The organism is Vibrio sp. R15-SG3-ISO1B, assembly GCF_059833835.1.
Genome location: NZ_JCBDGG010000002.1, coordinates 101,345 through 119,943 on the forward strand (window position 1 = coordinate 101,345; position 18,599 = coordinate 119,943).

At 51.4% G+C, this 18,599-nt stretch carries 13 protein-coding genes and 1 riboswitch; of the genes, 5 read left to right on the forward strand and 8 right to left on the reverse strand.

Features of this window, described 5'->3' with window-relative positions; all coding sequences use genetic code 11:
• Positions 1-52: 52 nt before the first annotated feature.
• The 3 genes from AC6R0S_RS00690 to AC6R0S_RS00700 all read right to left on the reverse strand — a co-directional run bounded on the left by AC6R0S_RS00690 (position 53) and on the right by AC6R0S_RS00700 (position 4,786).
• Positions 53-1,687 (reverse strand): GMC family oxidoreductase, encoded by a 1,635-nt coding sequence (locus AC6R0S_RS00690; protein WP_500637020.1) that lies wholly within the window; start codon positions 1,685-1,687, stop codon positions 53-55.
• The gene (locus tag AC6R0S_RS00695) at positions 1,687-3,234 is read right to left on the reverse strand and encodes a long-chain-fatty-acid--CoA ligase (RefSeq protein WP_500634148.1); all 1,548 of its coding nucleotides are present in this window, start codon (positions 3,232-3,234) and stop codon (positions 1,687-1,689) included. The genes AC6R0S_RS00690 and AC6R0S_RS00695 overlap by 1 nt, the downstream gene beginning before the upstream one ends.
• Positions 3,235-3,328: 94 nt before the next feature.
• Positions 3,329-4,786 carry a coniferyl aldehyde dehydrogenase gene (locus AC6R0S_RS00700; protein ID WP_500634149.1) on the reverse strand — a complete coding sequence of 486 codons (1,458 nt, stop codon included), beginning with the start codon at positions 4,784-4,786 and terminating at the stop codon, positions 3,329-3,331.
• Positions 4,787-4,973: 187 nt separating this feature from the next.
• Between AC6R0S_RS00700 and AC6R0S_RS00705 the strand changes: the two genes are divergently transcribed.
• A complete protein-coding gene (locus AC6R0S_RS00705) occupies positions 4,974-6,026 on the forward strand; it encodes an AraC family transcriptional regulator (protein WP_500634150.1) in 1,053 nt (350 codons plus the stop codon).
• A gap of 116 nt (positions 6,027-6,142) precedes the next feature.
• Here the strand turns inward: AC6R0S_RS00705 and mukB are convergent, their stop codons facing one another.
• The 4 genes from mukB to cmoM are packed head-to-tail and all read right to left on the reverse strand — an operon-like array spanning position 6,143 to position 13,454.
• The gene (gene mukB / locus AC6R0S_RS00710) at positions 6,143-10,600 is read right to left on the reverse strand and encodes a chromosome partition protein MukB (protein WP_500637009.1); all 4,458 of its coding nucleotides are present in this window, start codon (positions 10,598-10,600) and stop codon (positions 6,143-6,145) included.
• A complete protein-coding gene (gene mukE, locus AC6R0S_RS00715; RefSeq protein ID WP_334551013.1) occupies positions 10,597-11,325 on the reverse strand; it encodes a chromosome partition protein MukE in 729 nt (242 codons plus the stop codon). The genes mukB and mukE overlap by 4 nt, the downstream gene beginning before the upstream one ends.
• Positions 11,306-12,643, reverse strand: coding sequence for a chromosome partition protein MukF (mukF, locus tag AC6R0S_RS00720; RefSeq protein WP_500637010.1), 1,338 nt, complete (start codon positions 12,641-12,643; stop codon positions 11,306-11,308). The genes mukE and mukF overlap by 20 nt, the downstream gene beginning before the upstream one ends.
• A gap of 13 nt (positions 12,644-12,656) precedes the next feature.
• Positions 12,657-13,454, reverse strand: coding sequence for a tRNA uridine 5-oxyacetic acid(34) methyltransferase CmoM (gene cmoM / locus AC6R0S_RS00725; RefSeq protein ID WP_500637021.1), 798 nt, complete (start codon positions 13,452-13,454; stop codon positions 12,657-12,659).
• Positions 13,455-13,550: 96 nt separating this feature from the next.
• Here cmoM and elyC point away from each other — a divergent pair, with 96 nt between their 5' ends.
• Complete coding sequence (elyC, locus tag AC6R0S_RS00730; protein ID WP_334551018.1) at positions 13,551-14,360, forward strand: envelope biogenesis factor ElyC; 810 nt, start codon at positions 13,551-13,553, stop codon at positions 14,358-14,360.
• A gap of 114 nt (positions 14,361-14,474) precedes the next feature.
• Here elyC and torR read toward each other — a convergent pair whose 3' ends face one another.
• Entirely contained in the window at positions 14,475-15,182 is a 708-nt protein-coding gene (gene torR / locus AC6R0S_RS00735; RefSeq protein WP_500637011.1) for a two-component system response regulator TorR, read from the reverse strand.
• 238 nt (positions 15,183-15,420) lie between these two features.
• Between torR and torD the strand changes: the two genes are divergently transcribed.
• The 3 genes from torD (at position 15,421) to AC6R0S_RS00750 (ending at position 18,453) form a co-directional block, all read left to right on the forward strand.
• Positions 15,421-16,128, forward strand: coding sequence for a molecular chaperone TorD (gene torD, locus AC6R0S_RS00740; RefSeq protein ID WP_500634152.1), 708 nt, complete (start codon positions 15,421-15,423; stop codon positions 16,126-16,128).
• A 238-nt stretch (positions 16,129-16,366) separates the two neighbouring features.
• Positions 16,367-17,371 (forward strand): HTH-type transcriptional repressor PurR, encoded by a 1,005-nt coding sequence (purR, locus tag AC6R0S_RS00745; protein ID WP_500629083.1) that lies wholly within the window; start codon positions 16,367-16,369, stop codon positions 17,369-17,371.
• Positions 17,372-17,546: 175 nt separating this feature from the next.
• Positions 17,547-17,655: riboswitch (cyclic di-GMP riboswitch) on the forward strand.
• A gap of 204 nt (positions 17,656-17,859) precedes the next feature.
• Positions 17,860-18,453, forward strand: a complete 594-nt coding sequence (locus AC6R0S_RS00750; protein WP_500637012.1) for a TfoX/Sxy family DNA transformation protein — start codon at positions 17,860-17,862, stop codon at positions 18,451-18,453.
• Positions 18,454-18,599: the final 146 nt, after the last annotated feature.

Genomic DNA, 18,599 nt, shown 5'->3' on the forward strand with positions numbered 1-18,599 from the left:
GCGGCTATTTTTGTTTCTGGTCTTTTGTTTCTTGTCGACCTCGGGTGTCACATTAGCTCGCGGCGCGCACGTCAGGGGTAGACTGCAGGCCATATTGACGCTGAATTTTATCCGCAGCTTGCTCGGCAATCATGATGGTCGGGGCATTGGTATTCGCGCCCACCAAGGTCGGCATCACCGACGCATCCACCACCCGCAGCCCTTCTAAGCCTTGTACCTTGAGGTCGGCGTCCACTACCGCATACTCATCGCTGCTGGGCCCCATTTTACAAGTACCGACTGGGTGATACTGGGTATCGGCGCGATTGCGAATGTCTTGTTCGATTTGCGCATCATCGGTGATATCGACCGGATAAAAGTTCTCCCCCCTCACCTCGTCAAACGAACGGCTGTTTAGCATGCGATGCTGCAACTTCCAGCCACGCTTCATCACTTCCATATCGTCTGGGTCAGCAAAAAATTGCGGATCAATTAATGGGGCTTGAGTCGGGTCAGCGCTCGCCAGCTTAACGGTGCCACGGCTTTTCGGCCTTAGCACAGTGACATGGCAACTGAAACCGTGACTGGTGTGGATTTTTCTTGCGTGGTCATCGACCACCGCGACCACAAACACAAACTCAAGGTCCGGCACATCGAGCTCAGGTTCGGAGTACGCGAACGCAATTCCTTCGGCAAAGTTGCTGCTAAGCTTACCTTTGCGCTCAGACATCCACTCAGGCAGCGCCTTGCTCATCTCAGCCGCCATAGAGAGCGACACACCAAAGGTCTCTTTCTTGGCGCTGGTTTTATAGCTATGGACAAGGTCGATGTGATCTTGCAAGTTTTCTCCCACGCCGGGTAGATGGTGGTGGTGAGTCAGCCCGTGCGGTTCAACATCGCTCTTGGCGCCTATTCCCGACAACAGCATAATTTGCGGCGAGCCAAAGGCTCCGGCGCTCAAAATCACCTCTTTACGTGCTCGAATTTGGTACACCTTACCCTTATGCTGGTACTCCACACCCACCGCACACTTCTCTTCAAGCAGCACTTTTCGGGTCGTGGCTCGGGTAATCACGGTGAGATTTGAGCGATGTAAGTTCGGCGTGAGATACCCTTTTGCCGCGCTGCAGCGTTCACCGTTTTTTTGCGTCACTTGGGTGACCATAGCGCCAAACTGCTCTGCACCATTGATGTCATGATTTCTTGGCACCCCGATGGATTCACACCCATCAAGAAAACGCTCTAGTAGCGGACTCGGTGAACGCAAGTTGCTGACGTTAAGCGGTCCACCTTGTCCATGATACGCGTCGACATGCTGCTCATTATGCTCTGCCTTTTTAAAGTACGGCAAGCACTCGTTGTAGCTCCAGCCGGGATTGCCTAGGCTTGCCCAAAGGTCGTAATCATAGCGATGGCCGCGTGCGTACATCATGGCGTTGATGGAGCTTGAACCACCGAGCGTTTTTCCACGTGGCTGATAGCCTTTGCGACCATTTAGACCAGGCTGAGGCACTGTCTCAAACGCCCAGTTATTGATTTTGGTCGGCATCATCGCCACCGCGCCTACCGGCGTGTGGATCACCGCGCTGCTATCTTTACCGCCAGCCTCAATTAAGCACACGCTGATACTAGGGTCTTCACTCAAACGTGACGCCATCACGCAGCCCGCCGAGCCGCCGCCGACCACAATAAAATCGTATTCCATTATCACGCCTCCTCGGCATCACAAGGATGCAGCTCCCGTTTGAGAATTTTACCCGTCGCTGTCATCGGCAAAGATTGACGAACAAATATGCGGCGCGGGTATTTGTACTCTGCCAACTGCTCACGGCACCACTGAACCAGGGTGTCCGCGTCAAGATCACTGTCATGTTTTAACGTCACGTGAGCGTGGATCTCTTCACCCAAACGCTCATCAGGCTCACCCACTACTGCCACCATCTCAATCGCGGGGTGGCACATCATCACTTCTTCAATTTCACGTGGGTAGACGTTGTATCCACCGCGAATGATCATGTCTTTCACTCGATCGACGATAAAGAGGTTTTGCTGCTCGTCTAAACGGCCAATATCCCCGGTTTTAAACCAGCCATCTTGAATCACTTCTGCGGTGGCTTCTTCGCGGCGGTAGTAACCTTTCATCACACTCGGGCTTTTCACGCAGATTTCACCCAGTTCTCCACACGGCACGCGATTGCCCTCTAAATCGATCACTTTCACCATGTGGCCACACAGTGGCTGACCGACACTGCCCGGCAGGCGCTCACCGTCAATGTGGTTGAACGTCGCCACTGGTGCGGTTTCGGAGAGGCCATAACCTTCAAGGATAGGCACTTCAAACAGCGCCTCAAACTGGCGCAGCACTTCAACCGGCAGTGAAGCACCGCCAGACACGCCAAGGCGCAAACTCTCTTTAAGTTTGTGCGCCACTTCGGTATCCGCTTGCCCAGCGCTGAGCAGCGCAATGTACATGGTAGGCACACCAGCAAACACGCTGACTTTGTGGCTAATAATGTCTTCAATGACCTGCTTAGGATCAAAGCGAGGCACCAGCACCATACAACCACCAATCATCAAGGTGGCGTTCATCATCACCGTCTGACCAAAACTGTGGAAGAGCGGCAAGGTGGCGATGGTGGTGTCATCACGTTGCAAGCGCATCAAGTTTTGTGATGCCATCGCATTGGTGAGCATGTTGGTGTGTGACAGCTCTGCCCCTTTAGGCTGCCCTGTCGTACCTGAGGTGTAGAGAATCACCGCACTGTCATCGCCTTGACGAACAATCGACTCTAGCGGCTCGACGTCCGATGCCAACCACGCTTCCAACGAATGCTCGCCCACTTTGCCTTGTGGCATGGCGATATAGTGCTGACAGCCTTGTGCGGCATGAAAACCGTCTCGGCCGTATTGGCCCATCGGCAGCGCTTCATTGCCATCAAAACAGAGATACGCTTTGGCCTCTGAATCATTAAGGTGGTAAGCAATTTCGCGCGCTTTAAAGAGCACATTCATCGGTACCACAACGCACCCAGCTTTTAAAATGCCGTAATAGGCCACCGGAAAGTAGTGAATATTGGGGCACGATAGCGCGACTTTATCCCCCGGCTCGAGACCAAGATCAGCCAAGTGACGCGCCACCTTACCCGCCATGATGTCGAGCTGCTGATAGGTGATAACGTTGTTCGCCAGTTTGAGCGCGGGGTGAGACGCAAAGAGCGCGGCATTACGCTCCAGATTGACAGCCAAGTTGTGCATGCGGGATCTCCTTATCTTAGCCGCATCAAGACGATGCGGCCCGTAAGTTTGTTATTGTGTGTAGGGTATTCCCCTTCTCGGGGAGAGGGTCGATTTAAACCGTTGGGTCGGATTTGCCGACAAATAGCTTCACCACGAGCTTCTGCACCCAAGTGCCGTAGGGAGGTGAAAACAACGAAATAGGGAACCACTCGCGCATTTGCAGTACGCTACGCGCGTGGCTGAGCTCGCGAAATCCTTCTTCGCCGTGGTAGTTACCGATACCTGAATTGCCTATGCCGCCAAACGGGACCGAGTGGTTGAGGACATGCCAACCCCAATCGTTCACGGTGACGCCGCCACTGTGTGTTTGGCGGAGAATGTCATCGCGCAGCGAGCCACTGTGGGTAAACAAATAGCAAGCCAGCGGTCTAGGTCGATTGTTGATGTACTCCACCACCTGCTCGATGTTTTTGTAGCTGTGCACCGGAAGCAGTGGGCCAAAGATCTCTTCCTGGCAAATACGCATATCGCTGCTGAGATTCGTGGCAATATAAAGCGGTGTCTTGCGTCCTTCCCCTTCAGGCAAACATTGAATGATGTTGGCGCCTTTTTGCTTCGCGTCCTCGAGCAACGCATGGAAGCGTTGATGTTGTGGCTCATCCACCAAAGAGGTGTAATCCGCATTGCCACTGATTTGCTGATACATAGCCACATGGGCATCACGCAGCGCATCGACAAACGCCTCTAGCTTGCTCTCATGGACAAACGCATAATCGGGCGCGATACAAATTTGCCCTGAGTTAAAGCCTTTGCCGTGCGCCAAACGCTTCGCCGCTTTGGTGACGTCATAATCCGGCGCCACAATAGCGGGAGACTTACCGCCGAGCTCCAATGTGACCGGCGTTAAATTGGCCGCAGCATTGGCCATAATGATCTTGCCGCTGCTCGGCGATCCGGTGAACACCAAGTGATTGAACGGCAGATGCGATATGTCCATCGCTTGCGGGTGATCGCCGGGGACAATGCGCACCAGATCGTTTGAGTAAATTTCCGCCAACATTTGGCTCAATACACGGGTGGTATTGGGACAGTTGGGCGGCATTTTAATCATGCAGCGATTACCCGCAGCCAATGCGGTGATCATAGGCCCAATAGAGAGATAAACCGGAAAGTTCCACGGACAAATGATGCCCACCACCCCTTTCGGTTGGTAGCGTACTTGCAATTTGTTGCCTTTAAATAGCCACTCCGTCGGGCGACGCTTGGCTTTCATCCAACCTTTCAAGTGACGAAGAACATGGTTGATGTCCAATATCGGTGCCAACACATCCGCCATCTTAGATTCGGTCTCACTGCGCCCACCAAAATCATCACTCATCGCCTGAGCTAATCTATCTTGATAGCGGCGCAACTGAGTTTTCAACGCCACTAAACGCTGCTTACGCACATCCAGTGACGGCATGGGTTCGTTGCGATAGGCCGTGCTCAACGCATCAAACCATTGCTGCAGATCTTGGTCTGAGGGTGAAATAACATCATGAGGTGTTTGAGGGTGTACTAATGCATTCATAATCGATTCTCGTGGTACTGACACAAGTATTACAACATTTTGTTAACATGCCACCTAGGTGGCAAACAGACAAAAAACGGTGAATTTCGGACAAAACTGCGAGACTGCTGACAACATCACAGCCCCATCTTGGCTATACTCAACGCCAATATCCGTTATCTTACTCTCATACTGGAGCGGTCACACAATGCAACATTTAGCGGTTTATGAGCCTGATAGTAACGCATGCGGTCTGCTGGACGTGCAGTTGTTGGTGCGCTATCTCGGTCAGCGAGTGCCGCTCACAGACCTGCTGGATGGCAGTGGTGTCAGTGTCGAAAAGCTCTATCAACCCGACACGCAAGTCACCCTCGCCCAGAAGCTGCATATTTTCAGCAATGCCCTACTCTGTGCAGACGAGCCCGGACTTGGCCTTAAGGTGGGCCAACAAGCCAGGTTCAGCGATTTTGGCGTGTTGGGTTACGCGGTGTTTAGCTCCAGCACCTTGCTTGAAGCGATGACGATGGGATTCAAATACCTGAGATTGGCGGGGCCAGTGCTGCGCAAGCAGCTCCTCATCGATAAGGATTTAGGGTATATCCGCGCGGAAGAGTTAATTGATCTCGACACCTTGATGCCCTTTTGCTGCGAATACTGGTTTTCGGCAATTCAATCTTTGTGTGAAGAGGTGATGCAACATCCCTTCCCCTCACACCAATTGCATTTTCCTTACCCCGCGCCCCACTACGCATCATTGTATCAAGAGGTATTTCGCTGCCCGGTGAAGTTTCAATCCAAACAGCTGGAGTGGCAATTTTCTACGGATGTGGTCAATCAACCCTTGCCCACCGCCAACAAGATGACCTTGCAACAGTGCTTAAAAACGTGTGATGAGATGCTGGCAAAACTGAGTGGTACCAGTACTAGCTTAAAAGATCGGATTACTCAACGCTTAATCGAGCAGCCGGGGCACTACCCATCGATTGAAGTCGTGGCGCAGCAACTGGGGATGTCTTCACGCACTCTGAGACGAAAACTGACTCAAGAGCAGACCAGCTACCAACAGATTTTGGATCACGTCCGCTTCCACCTTTCACGCCATTACCTCTGCTCGACGCAATTGAGCATTGATGAGATTTCAGAGCGCGTCGGCTACTCAGACAGTGCCAACTTTCGTCACGCGTTTCGTAAGTGGAGTGGCGATTCGCCAAGTCACTATCGCAAATCGGCCCATGCGGAGCCCCATCTTGGTGAGCATTAGCGAATGCAGAGTACGCGACGTTTCGACATATAAGTCCGTTAAAGCAATAAGTCCGTTAAACAAATACGTCCATCCACACACATAAAACAACGCCCACCAAAAGGTGGGCGTTGACGTTAAAACTCTTCGATGAGTTGAGCAGCTTCACTCTTAGGCTTTTCGCCTTGACCAAAGCCCCTTAGGCCCACCACATGTACATGTTCGTGGTCTTTGAAGACTTTACGAACCAGCTTGTACGTGGTGCCTTTTTCTGGACTGATGTTCTCAGGCGCCGCGATCAACAGCTGCATATCGAGGCGGTCACACAGCTCGAACAGGGTTGAAATCGATTTGGCATCCAATCGAGCCGCCTCATCGAGGAACAACAAACGACACGGCACAATGTCTTTACTGCGTAAGCGGCGAGACTCCTCTTCCCAGCTCTGTACCACCATCAAAAGAATCGATTGGCCGGTACCGATCGCTTCACCAGTAGAAAGCGCGCCCGATTCCGCTTGCAGCCAACCGTCTGAGCCACGGTTCACTTCGACGCTCAGCTCAAGGTAGTTACGGTAGTCGAGCAGCTCTTCACCCAGCACTTGCGGTGAACGTTGGCCCATATCGATGTGCGGGTTCACACGTTGGAACAATTTTGCCATCGCCTCTGAGAAGGTGTAACGCATCGACTCAAACAGGTCTTTGTGCTGCTCTTGACCGGTCGCTAGGCCGTTTAACAGCACCTCATGACTTTCACGAATCTTAACGTTCAGACGCACCCCTTTCACCTGACCAAACGAGATGTTCGAGAGACCTTGGTTGAGCATGCGAATGCGATTTTGCTCGCGCTGAATCGTCTTTTTGATGATGCTTGCAACGGATTCAGAGCTGATCGCCAAACGGTTTTCACGCTGGGTCAACTCTTCGGTCAAACGCGCCAGTTCCACTTCCATCTCTTCGATCGCTTCCACAGGATCATCGGTGCGAATGATGTCTTGGCGAATGCGCTCGCGCAGATGCTGGTAGACCGCAATGTAGAACAAGACTTTTCGCTCTGGGCGAGCGTTGTCTTCCGAAAGGCGCAGCGCATCTCGCAGATCTTCGTTGTCGGCCACCGCAAGGCGTAGCGCGCCCAATGATTTGTCCGACATCGAACGCAATTCATCCGCAGAGAGGTAGGCAAGCTCACGCTTGTGCAGGCGTCGCTCGACATCATTTTCACGCGCCAATCGAAGTACCGAGCACCAACCCGCTTTTGCTGCCACAACGAACGTGCGCAGATCCGTGTACTCTTTTTGTACTTTCTTCAGACGCTTAGCCAGCCCTTTCATCTCAAGCTCTGTCGAGGTGATGGTGCGCTCATACTCGCTCTTACGTGCTCGCGCGCTGTGCAAACGCTCATGCAGCTCATCACGGCGGCGCTCAGCACGTTCCATCGCGCCTTCATCGGCATTGACACCATACTCTTGCAGCTCTTGCTTAAACTCTTGCACCGTTTCCATTTTGGCTTGGTGAGAGCTTTTCAAAGAGGCGAGCACTTGGTTGTATTGATTCAGTTGGTCTTGCGCAAGCTTAAGCTCTTCGCGCGCTCGGCCACGGTTGACTTCCGCTTGTGCCAACTTGGCCTTCAACTGCTCACTGAGCTCGCTGCTCTTACCCAACATATCGATAGAGTCGGAGTAAGCGAAGTAGTGGCGACGTTCAATAAGATCAGAGAGCGCAAAAATTTGTGCTTTGATCTGCTGCAGTGCCTCATCGGCTTGACGATAGTTCGTCTCTAACGTTTCAAACTGCTGTGGGTCAGCCTCAAGCGCGGAGGCGATTGGCGTTAGCTGCTCAATCGCTTTACCATGCTGGTTGATAAAGGCTTTCGCTTCGCTCAAGGCGCTCATCTGCGCGTCAAGCTCGGCAAAACGCTCAGCCAAGGTATCGTCTTCCACCAGCGACATCATGGGCGCTAATTTATCCAGTGCGCTGAGCGCCTGTTTGCTCGCTTGCAGTTGACCGCGCAAAGTCGCCTCTTGCCCATCTAACTCGGCTAAGATGCGCTGCACTTGAGTGCGTTTCTCACGCGCGACTTGCAAGCTTTGCTCAGGATCGTCATCAAAAGCGACCTGAATGTGCTCAGCAACAAAACGGTTGAATGCTTGGTAAAGGCGCTGCAATTTTTGCGAATCAAACGCCGCTTTGGCGTGCGCTTCGATGACCTCATCACGTTCACTGCGCAAAAGCTCAAGACGCTGTTCACGCGCCGCACGCCCAAACAGTGGGATCTGAGGGAATCGCGAGTAACGCATTTGGCGCTCATTCATGCGCACGCAGACGGCGCCTTCTAATTCTTGCGCATCAAAGCTGCTGTCATCAAAGGCATCAATATCGCCTTCAATGATGTAGAGATCCTCTGGGCAGTCGTCCAGCTCAACCAACTTTTGCTCGATGCCAGACAAATCCGATACCACAATCGCATGACGAGCAGGGCCATACATGGCGCTGAAATACGGCGCATCGTCTATAGTGATGTCATCGTAGATTTCAGACAGCAACACACCACCCAGTGTATCCGCCAATCCTTTAAGGCGCGGATCGTTCGAGCCACCCGGTGAAGCGAGGCGCTCAATATCGCTATCGAGTGTCGCGCGGCGCTCTGCCAGTTTCTCTTTCGCCAGAGATTGCAGCTTCTCTTGCTCCAACACTTGCTGCATGTGCGCCATCACCGACTGGCTATCGCCAAGCTCAGCACCGCTTTGCTCACGCAGGTTTTCTAGCGCATCAGACGCGGCAATCCAAGCCGGAGCGAGCGCTTCCAACTGGGTGATCTGCGCAGCGTAATCTTGCTCACTGCGGCGCTGCTCACTGCGCTGCTCACGCAATGCTTCTTGATTGTGTTCAAGAGAGTCAATCAGCGCGCTGTGGCGTTCGCGCTCTTGTTCAAACGTCAGTTCATCAACCAGTGCGACGTTGTGCTGCTTTTGATAGCTCGCCACTTGCTCTGCGGCGCTACGCTGCTGAGTTAAGCTGCGTTCAACATCACGATGTTGGGCGCGCAGTTGAGCTTCGTTTTGCAGCGTTTGCTGCGCATCGCGCGCTTGATTGATCAACGCTTTAGCGCGTTCTGACGCCTCTTGGCGAGCTACCTTGCCCACGACAGACTCAACCAGCGCAAAGGCTTTATCAAACTGCTCGGCCGCCGCACTCGACATATCAAGTTTGTGCTTCATCGCGAGTAAGGCGTCGGTGCGCTCGCCCTGCTCAGCTTTCAAGCTCCTCACCAAGCTTTGCGCCGACTCGGCGGTCAGATTATTGTCACCCAGTAACGTTTTGGCTTTTTCCAGCGCTTGCACCGCTTGCTGATATTGCAACGCGCGCGTCTGCTGAACATCCAACGCTTGTTGGTAATCGGCCAACTGACTCTTTAAGCTATCGACTTCTTCTTCAAAAACCAGCGCTTGGTCTTGCGCGATGTGAACTCGTTCATTCGCTTCTTCCACCACCATCATCTGCTCTTCAAGACGCTCACTGAGCTCTTCCAGATCATCTTGGTAGCGGGCAATTTTCTCTTGTTGACGCAGCGCAGTTTGCACCAGTTGCAAGTGGTCGGATGCGGCTTGGTAATCTTGCTCTAGCCCAGATTCAGACTCCACCAACAGCTCAAGCTCTTCTTGCACGCGTGTCAGCAACGCGTTTTGTTCGATCAACATTTCACGTGAGCTGAACAACTCGCTGCGCAGCGCCAAGGTCTGATCGAGTTTATTGCGTCTGTCGTTGGCATGACGCATATAATCCGCCGCGACATAGTTCGTCGACTCTGTGATCAGGTGTTTGAATAGATCTCGGTCCGCTTGAGTAGTTTTGATCGCTTCAAGCGTCATGCGGTTTTCACGCAGCGCCGATTCCATATCTTGGAAGGCTTTCTTCACTCCGCCGTTTTGTGGCAGTAGGTAGTCACGTAGCGAACGGGTGATGGCGCTGGAAATACCGCCATACAGTGAGGCTTCAATTAAGCGGTAGAATTTAGAACGATCGCCCGAGTTACGTAGCTTTTTCGGGATCACACCAAATTCAAACATCTGCGCGTGATAATCAACAATCGATGGGAAGGTTTTAAATTGCACCCCTTCAAATTGGACCACTGCCTCTTTGACTTCGTTGACTTGACGTACGCGCGCTTGGGTCGCCGAGACGGTTTCAATCAGTACATCGGTAGGTTTGACATGGCTTGGCAAGCCTTGAATGACGAAGGGTTTGATATCGACCTTTTTGTCACGCCCCGCCACCTGTTGCAGCTTAACGGCAAACAGTAGGCGTTGCTTACGCGAGTTGACCACATCGAGCGCCGCGTAACAGGCACCCGGCTGAAGTTTACCGTAGAGACCTTTGTCGCGAGAAGATTGGCTACTGCCAGCTTCGGTGGTGTTTCTAAAGTGAAGCAAGGTTTGGTCAGGGATCAACGCGGTGATAAACGCCGCCATGGTGGTCGATTTGCCCGCTCCGTTCCCTCCCGATAAGGTGGTCACCAGATCATCAATGTCAAAAGTGCGGGCAAAAAAGCCATTCCAGTTGACCATTGTCAGTGATTGATATTTACCGCGTTCAATCATGCTTCACCTGCTTGTGTCAGTTCTTCTTCGCCTTCTGGCGCATCTAGGTTATCGCTGTGCAAAAGATCGCCTTGGCTCGGCTCTTTGGTGTGAACCACTGCTTCACCATCACGGATGAGGCGTAGCTGCGCTTCACGCATATCGTCACCGACACGAACATCCGCACCAAAACGGAACACCGCTTCACTGATGCTGAATTTTCCGGTTTCACCGATGTTGATCACCATGCCCAAACGGCGCAGGCGGCGCAACGAGGTGCGCACTTTCTCGAACAGTTTCTCTTTGTCGAGATCAGAGCCGCTGGCTCGGTTGGTCACGAGCTTCATCAATTTGGACTCATCGGCCAGTGACAGAAGCTCATCGTACAACTCTTGGTTGGTAAAGATGCCTTCGTGAGCAAGACGCTCTGGGCTCAAATACAAAAAGCACAACACTTTGCCCACCAGCATATCGAGCTCAGACAGGACACTGCGGTTAATCAGCGACGTCGAACGCGGACGCAAATAAAAGAAGCCTTCAGGCGCTTTCACCAGTTCGGTGTTGTAACGCTGATAAAAACTCGATAGCTCCACTTCAAAATCCGACAACAAGGCGTGGTTGTCGAGGTCTTCGCTGGAGATGTGACGCCCGGCACGCAGCATGCTGTCTAGCGCCGGAAACAGCGGATTAGAGATCGCTTTGACCAGATTCTCTGGCATGTATTCATTAGTATCTGTCGATGACATTGGCTTGTACCTTTGCACCATAATTGTTGATCGCTTGCCAATCGGGCTGAATCGCTTGGTAATCGGACTCGGAGTAACCCAGTCGCACCGCTTGATCGACAACAATTCGGGCTAAATCAAAATGATGGGTATAGGGGTGCTCGGCGAGGTAGTCGCGCAGCACTTGGCCTAAATCAATAGGCTGACCCTGCGCTTTGTGCACTTGGAGCATCTCCCCAATGCGCTCAGACAGCGCATCATTCACTTGCTGAAATTCTTCGTAGACCACATCGAGTGGCACCTGGCCGGTCACTTCATCATCACGCAACACCAAGGCTTCATCACGTAAATCGCTCAACCGCTCCGCATCGGCGTAAGTGAGGTACCAAGGGTTCTCAAAGTAGTCTTTGACCGACTGACGTAGGCGCGAGCTAAACGCGCGGTTTTTGTCCATGTCGATGGCGGTTCGGATGAACTTGTGCACATGGCGATCGTAACCAATCCAGAGATCAATCGCTTGCTGACCCCAACTGGTGATGCGGTCGAGCTTCATCTGCAACACAAACAGGGTTTCGGCAATAAACTCGAGCTCATCATCGCCATGTACCAACTCTTGAATATCGAGGATTTGGCTTTGCAGCTCATCACCCGCCGCTTGCAAGGTGTCTTGCAGCTCTTTCAGTGTGCTGGAGGTTTCTGACAGCAAGGATTCACAGTTATTGATCGCATCGCGCCAATCTTTGTTAAGTAGCTCAGCTATCTGTGTTTTGACCGACTGCTGCTGCTCATCCATCACGCGCTGGTTTAAATCAATCTGATCGAAAATTTCACCGACTGAGTATTTCAGCACGCCGTAAACGTTTTTCTTCCAATGACCCGCCGTTCCGCCTTTTTGTGCCGCTTCAATGGCTTTCGCCATTTCGTCCGCCACCATAGACAGTTGGATAGAGAGTTTCAGTTTGGAAAATTCGCGATGACGAACATAGTAGTCCGTAATGCCGATGGCCAACGGCGAGAGACGATAGATACTCGCACCGTCGGTAATTTCGCTGGTAAAGCGGCTGACAAGGCGCTGTTTGACCATGTCATTGATGGCGTTGTTGGCGCGAAACGCCGACGCTTCGCCCGAATCGGCAAACAATCGAGTGACAATGGCGAACGCATCATGCAACTCCCCTTCACCTAACTCTTCATCAAACCTTTCATTACTCAACACGGCAATGGCGATCAAAAAGGCCAAGCGTTCGTTGGTCAGGTTCAATGAAAAATCATGCTGCTTGACCCAACCCACCAACTCATCAATCGGTTGCTCAGCGGCATTCAGAGTCATTTCACTCATGGTTTATCCTGTTTTAATTCTTTCTTGCCCAAACGTGGATATAGCGTCCGAGCGACACATACGGTTCTTGGCGGCACAGTTGCCTCTCTAGGGCCAAGACATCCTCACTGGTGTAGTCGCCCATATACTGGCGATCGCCAATGTAGTCACTGAAACAACGAATGCCGGATTTCCCTTCAATGTGAAACCCCGACTCCTCTATCCAACGGTAGACATCTTCAGGCTTAAGCCCTTTTTGGGGCTGAAGCTTAAATCTCTTTCGGTGTGGCATTCCCTCTAACACATGCGGAAGGTTGCCACACACGACATTTTTGTACACGAGGCCATGATGGTTGTAGAACATGACCGACGCGATACCGCCCGGTTTGACCTGCTCTAACAGCGTTTGCAGCGCTGGCTTTGGCTCAGCCAACCACTCCATGACGGCATGAAACATCACCAAATCCGCCGGTTGCTGCTGGTGTTGAGCGATGGATTGAACGGGCGAATGAATCAAGCGATACTGCTCAAGCAAGCCATTTTTTGCAATATCCTGCTCAGCTAATTGCAGCATTTCAGAAGATAGATCACATAACGTAATGCGATGGCCTAGTTTCGCCAGGTTTTGCGACATTTGTGCCAACCCACCCCCGGCATCGAGCACGTCGAGTGGTGAATCACTGGCGGGTAACGAGGCGAGGATGGTTTGAAGGTCTTCCCAAACAATGACTTGTCGAATCTCGCCTTTGTCAGAGCCGTATATATTTTTTGCAAATTTGTGGGCAATATCGTCGAAATTGCGGTCTTCAGTCACAGCAGCTTGAGTTATGATGTTGAATCGTGCTGCTATTCTGTCACAAGAAAGGCAGGAATAAAGAGGCTTTCTCTTAAATTATAATCAACTGGTGTTTTTTCGGACTATTTAAGTATGTTTGAGCTGAAAAAAGTCGTCTCGGCTTTACTTATGCCTTTGCCAGCCCTGCTGATCATTGGCCTTGTGGGACTCATGCTCGTCATGTTCACACGAAAACAAAAAACAGGATGTTTCGTTGTTCTCTTCTCGTTTGTTGGCATTTTTCTCGTTGCCTTCCAGCCCGTTTCATCACGTCTTCTCATGCCTATCGAGCGCCAATACTCGGCCTTTTTTCCTGTCGATGAATCGATTGATTATGTGATGGTGCTTGGCAGCGGCCATGTTGTGGACGACGATATTCCGCCCACCTCAGAACTGAGTCGCGCCGGCCTAATGCGTTTGACCGAAGGGATTCGTGTGATGCGAATTTATCCGGGCTCTAAACTGATTCTCTCAGGCTATGCCGCCGGTTCTGAAGTGAGCAATGCGCGCATGATGGCTAAAGTAGCGCTGGCGCTTGGCGTTTCTAAATCTGACATCATTCTGCTCGAAACCGCCAAAGATACTTGGGAAGAAGCGCGCCAAGCGGCAGCGTTCGTTAAGAACAAGAAGTTGGTGGTGGTCACATCGGCCAGTCACATGAACCGTGCCCTGAATGAATTCCACTCCGCAGGATTGAAACCTTACGCCGCGCCGACCAACTACCTAGCGCAGAGAAACATCGATCAAGCGTGGGAGAAGTACGCGCCGAAGGGCAAATATCTCGAACAAACTGAGCGCTACTGGCATGAAACGCTGGGCACCATTTGGCAACACCTCCGCGACTGGGCGTCCGATTATGAAGAGCAAGCCTTAGAGGTGGAGGCTGCGCAGAGCGACGTTTAACCGGCCGCCAGCGTAGACGGATAACGTCTTCGACCTAAAACAAAAATCCAGGCTGCATGCCTGGATTTTTCGTTTCTTTTGCGTCAATTTTCGCTCGTTAATTGCCGAACTACGTTAATCTCCGGCGAACATGTAGCCTTCGCCATGCACGGTGACGAATATCTGCGGATTTTTTGGATCCGCCTCCATCTTCGCTCTCATGCGTCGAATCAGGACATCGATAGTGCGATCATTGGGTGCGTCCACACGATGACTGATCATATTAAGAATGCGTTCCCGACTGAGCACTTGGTTAGGGTGAGAGGAGAGCGCCACCAAAAGCTCATACTCTGCTTTAGTCAGTTTGACCGGTTCATCCCCTCGGCTCAAAGCGCGGCGCTGAATATCGAACGTCCATTCAGCAAAGCGGACCACGCCGTCTTGCTGATCGCTGCCCGCGTTTTGCGCTCCCGCAGCCAGTGCGATGCGCCACAAGAGGTTCTTGACTCTGACGAGCAGTTCCCTAAGCTCAAATGGCTTAGTGACATAATCGTCCGCGCCCATTTCTAGACCAACAATCTTATCAATGCTGTCGGTACGCCCGGTCACCAAGATAATACCGATGTCCGATTGACTGCGCAGCTCACGCGTCAGCATCAAGCCATCTTCGCTGGGCAGATTGATATCCAGCATCACCAAATCGACCCGACTGCTACTGAGTACGTCGCGCATCTGCGCGCCATTCTCAGCTTGGCTCACCTGATACCCTTCGGTTTGAAAGTAGCCCGCCAATTTACGGCGAGTCACTTCATCATCTTCAACAACCAAAATGTGGTAGCTCATCGGCTCTACTCACTTATTCACACACTGATTCAATGGCTTTATTCTATTCATAATTAGTCACAACTCCATCTTTGTCCTCTTTGGGAGGTGAAAAGTTGGCGATTCATTGATGCAAAGCAAGCTTTGCTGCCCTGTTCACAAATTGCCATATTTGACCATTTCTTCTCATAATCAGGTTGACCGCTGTTCATTTTTATCCGTTAGACTTAACGGCATCTGATTCAGTTGAGAGCCCATCATGCCAGAGACACCTAACGCCCAGATTTCCGACCCTTTATCTCCCGCCGAAAAAGAGCAGCGCGCCTTTGATGAGCAACGCGCCGAGCTCTACTGGTGGTTTTCGAGCGTGTTTGCCAAAGAGCTCTCAGAGCAAGAGCTGGCCCAATATCATTCGGTGGACACACGTACCTTTCTGACGGGACTTGCACAAACCCCTGAGCTTAACGTAGCCGCAGACAGGCTCATCGATGCATTGAACCGATTGCAAGACAGGCCAGATGCTCAGTTGGAACTATCAGCCGACTATTGCGACCTGTTTTTAAAATCCGACCGAGACAGCGCGTTGCCTTACGCCTCTGTCTACTTAGATGAATCCGGACTGCTCAATGGGGAGCCCGCCAAACAGATGGACACTCTGCTCCAACAACATGGCGTGGCCGTGCATTCAGGGCTCAATGAACCTTCTGATCATCTCGCGATAGAGTTGGATTTTTTAGGTAACCTGATTGTGCGCGGCGCTCATGCAGCAGAGCAGACGGCAGGCGACACGCATCTCGCCTACCAAGAGCAAGCCGATTTTATTGAGCAGCATCTACTCCCTTGGATTGAGAGGTTTGCCGAGCGCTGCCAGCGCCTCGACACATTCGGCTTCTATGCGGCGCTGTCGTCGCTATTGTGCGCGTTCATTCAATTGGATAAAGCCTACCTGCAAGGCGATAGCGATTAAGCCCATACAAAAGGTGTGGCGAGATCCCAAAGGCGGGTTTTTTATTTGCCCAAATCGACGTTGCGGACTACAATCCGGTCCGCAAACGATAAAACTAATAAATACAAACCGCTTTTTGAGGGCGGTTTTTGTGTTTCTGATACTTTCTGTCTACATACTCTAAACTTTGTATAGACTTTACTTTTATAGACTTAACTTTTCATAGAATAGTAGGCAGTCATCGACAGGACAAAACCATATGGCCACGATTAAAGACGTCGCTCGCTTAGCGGGTGTCTCGACCACCACTGTATCCCATGTGATCAACAAAACACGCTTTGTCGCTGAAGCCACGCAAGAAAAAGTGATGGAAGCGGTTCAAGAGTTGAACTATGCCCCAAGTGCCGTTGCACGCAGCCTGAAATGTAACTCGACACGCACAATAGGCATGCTGGTTACTCAATCGACCAACCTTTTCTTCTCGGAAGTGATCGACGGGGTTGAGAGCTACTGCTACCGTCAAGGCTACACCTTGATCTTGTGTAACACTGGCGGCATCTACGAGAAACAACGTGACTACATTCGCATGCTGGCGGAAAAGCGCGTCGATGGCATCTTAGTGATGTGTTCAGATTTGACCGAAGAGTTGAGCGAAATGCTTGACCGTCATAAAGACATCCCTAAGGTGGTGATGGATTGGGGCCCGGAAAGCTCACAAGCCGATAAAATCATCGACAACTCGGAAGAAGGCGGCTACCTCGCAACAAAATACCTGATTGATCACGGCCACAAGCGCATTGCTTGCTTGAGTGGGCATTTTGAAAAAGCGGCCTGCCAAGAGCGCATCCAAGGCTTTAAGCGCGCAATGAACGAGTCGGGTTTGAGCGTCAACGAAGATTGGATCTTAGAAGGTAACTTTGAGTGCGATACCGCCGTGCTTGCCGCGGACAAAATCGTCGCCATGGACGAAAAGCCAACCGCAGTATTCTGTTTCAACGATACGATGGCGCTCGGTTTGATGAGCCGTTTACAGCAAAAAGGCATTCGTATTCCAGAAGACATGTCGGTCATTGGTTATGACAACATTGAGCTAGCCGAGTACTTTTCACCACCGCTAACGACGGTTCACCAGCCGAAGCGCCGTGTGGGTAAAAACGCATTTGAGATTTTGCTCGAACGTATTAAAGACAAAGAGCATGAAAAACGTATTTTTGAAATGCACCCAGAAATCGTCGAGCGCGATACCGTGGCGACGGTGAAATAGACCAACGAACAAGTTCAGCACATCACATCGACTAGCCCAGCGAGAATACTTCTCATCCGCTGGGCTTTATTCTCTCGGTAACACCCCTCTATTTTATGAACTAAGATCACATTTAACCCATCAAAACGTGATGTTTAGCCCATAAATTATTTATGCTTATTATGTTCGACGAATGCCACGAACAGGGCAAACCATTTCGAAAGGATGGGACGCAAAGCTTCCGGCCTGTTGCAGCCACTCAACGATATCAACGTTGATGACTGCTTGGTAGCGGGGTTGCCGATGGCAAATGTGCACTCCGTAATTCTTTATCAAAAGCAAAGAATACAATGAGTTAAACGTTGCGCGCGCATTATGCGCTCACACCGTGAGTAGGATTATTCTTTTATGAGCCAGAATGACACCCTACTGACACAAAACCTGCATATTTTTGCTAATCTCTCGGACCTGAATTTGGTGGCGTATTGTAATACACCGAGAATAACAGCATGGATAAACCAATTTTAAAAGACTCAATGCGATTGTTTGAACCATTGGGCAAGATCAAGTCTCGCTCAATGTTTGGTGGATTCGGAATCTTCGCTGATGACACCATGTTTGCCCTCGTGGTAAATGACAAACTTCACATACGCGCCGACGACTCGTTGGCCCAACAGTTTAATGCTCAGGGACTCGAGCCATACGTGTATAAAAAGCGTGGTTTCCCTGTGGTTACCAAATACTACGCCCTCGGTCATGACTGGGATCAGGATGTCGCTCAGACAGTTGCGATGGCAAACAGTGCACTAGAGGCGGCCAACAAAGACAAGCAGCGTCAAACCAACGCCAAACCAACGCGCCTCAAAGATCTGCCGAACTTGCGTCTGGCGACCGAGCGAATGCTCAAGAAAGCGGGTATCGACAGTGTCTCCCGTTTGGAGCAGACGGGCGCAGTGGAAGCGTATAAAGCGATTCGTTCCACACACTCTGCCGATGTCAGTATCGACCTGCTGTGGGCACTTGAGGGGGCAATTAAAGGTACGCACTGGTCTGTGGTCCCTCAAGCAAGACGCGACGAGCTCCTGAATCAGCTGCAAAGCTAGTCAGCGATAGCGTTCATTAATTCCAATACCCTTCTCAAGCCAGCCGAACACCGCTGGCTTGAGACGTTTTTAGCCGATGCTTTTTCAGCGTTTCCATTCCTTCGTCATAGAATTCAACGTGTTTTCCCCTTAGGGCGAAATTTTTT